This is a genomic window from Streptomyces sp. NPDC057654 (genome assembly GCF_042800135.1).
In the GTDB taxonomy this organism is placed as follows: Bacteria; Actinomycetota; Actinomycetes; order Streptomycetales; family Streptomycetaceae; genus Streptomyces.
This window is the reverse complement of record NZ_JBHVHQ010001300.1, coordinates 1-1,611: the sequence shown is the minus strand read 5'-3', so window position 1 is coordinate 1,611 and position 1,611 is coordinate 1. Positions and strand designations below refer to the sequence as shown.

General features: G+C 73.3%; 2 protein-coding genes. Both read left to right on the top strand.

Features of this window, described 5'->3' with window-relative positions:
* Positions 1–25 precede the first annotated feature (25 nt).
* On the top strand, positions 26–709 hold the full coding sequence (locus tag ACFU99_RS43040; RefSeq protein WP_384404078.1) for a TetR/AcrR family transcriptional regulator: 684 nt from the start codon (positions 26–28) through the stop codon (positions 707–709).
* Between the two features lie 87 nt (positions 710–796).
* Positions 797–1,611, top strand: an 815-nt coding sequence (locus tag ACFU99_RS43035) for a LysR family transcriptional regulator (protein WP_384404075.1), incomplete at its 3' end; no start/stop codon positions are given.

The following is a 1,611-nucleotide window of genomic DNA, read 5'->3' as shown; positions in this document are numbered from 1 at the left end:
CCCGCTAACGCAACAAGGAGTTGCAATGGAATCGGCGCCCGCCGACCCCGTACGCCCCGTCGGGCGCGGCCGCAAGGCACAGGCGGCGGTGCGCGCCGCCACCCTCGCCGAACTGTTCGACCGGGGCTACGCCGAGCTCACGGTCGAGGGCGTGGCCCAGCGGGCCGGGGTGCACAAGACGACGGTCTACCGACGCTGGAAGACCCGTGAGAGCCTGGTCGTCGACGCGCTGTCGGAGCACTTCGCCGCCGACATCCCCACCCCGGACACCGGAGCCGTGGAGAGCGACCTGCGCGCGCTCGCGCAGGCGCTCGTGGAGAGCATGACGGGCCCGGTGGGCAGGGCCGTGCAGACGGCGATGGTCTCCGACGCCGGACGGCTGCCGGAGATCGCCGAGGCGCGGCGGCGGGTCTTCGCCGACCGGTGCCGACGGGCCGAGCCCGTGGTCGCCCGCGCCGTCGAACGCGGTGAACTCCCGGCGGACACCGACCCGTCCGAGCTGTTCAGGACCCTGGCCGCACCCGTCTACTTCCGCTTGCTGATCAGCGACGATCCGGTCGAGGACGGCGTCGCCGAGCAGGCCGTACGCGTCGCCCTCGCCGCCGCCCGCGCCGGCGCCCTGGCGCAGGGGCGGTCCGCGGCGGACGACGGCCGGGCAGGAGGGCAGGAGGGCGGGCATACGGGCGGAGGGTCAGTTCCCCTCGGCTGATGCTGTAGAGGAATCGGGCCCCATGTGAACTTCCCTTGGGCCTCGGCATCTCAGGGCCAGTCCAGCCATCGGCGATAGCCTATAGGCATGGTTGAACTGGAGACCCGAGAGCTCGAATACTTCATCGCGGTCGCCGAGGAGCTGCACTTCGGGCGGGCCGCCGTGCGGCTGGCGATCGCGCAGCCGGCGTTGTCGAAGGCGATTCGGCGGGTGGAGGCGCGGCTCGGGGTGCAGCTGCTCGTACGGTCGAGCCGCCATGTGGCCCTGACCCCGGCCGGGGAGGCGCTGCTCGAACACGGCCGGCATGCCGTGAACGCTGTGAGCGCGGCGGTGCTCAGCGCGCGGCGGGCCGGTCAGGTGGAGGAGGCGCATCTGCGGCTGGTGATCAAGCCGGGGGGCGATGCCGGTCTGCTGTCCGGGATTCTCGCCGAGTACGCGCGGCGGCCCGACGCGCGCCGGGTGGACATTCTGTTCAGCGGCGGCACCGACCGGGTGGACCAGCTGCGGGACGGGCGGGCGGATGTGGCGCTGCTGTACGTGCCGTTCGACGACGTCGAGGGGCTGGCGTACGAGACGCTGTACGTGGAGGGGCGCGTCGCGATCCTCCCCGCCGGGCATCGGCTGGCCTCGCGCGGCGAGCTGCGGATGGCGGATCTCGACGGCGAGACGATGCCGCGCTGGAAGGGCGTGGCCGACGGCGGGTCCGGGCCGGAGGTCGTGGACGTGGCGCAGATGACGCCTCTGATCACCGTGGGGCGGATGATCGCGGTGCTGCCCCGCTCGCTCGTCGAACCCGTTCCCGCGGGGCTCGTGTGCGTTCCGGTGGCCGACGCGGGCGACAGCCGGATCGCCATCGCCTGGCCCGAGCTCGACCGGCGGCCCCTCGTCGCCTCGTTCGTGGC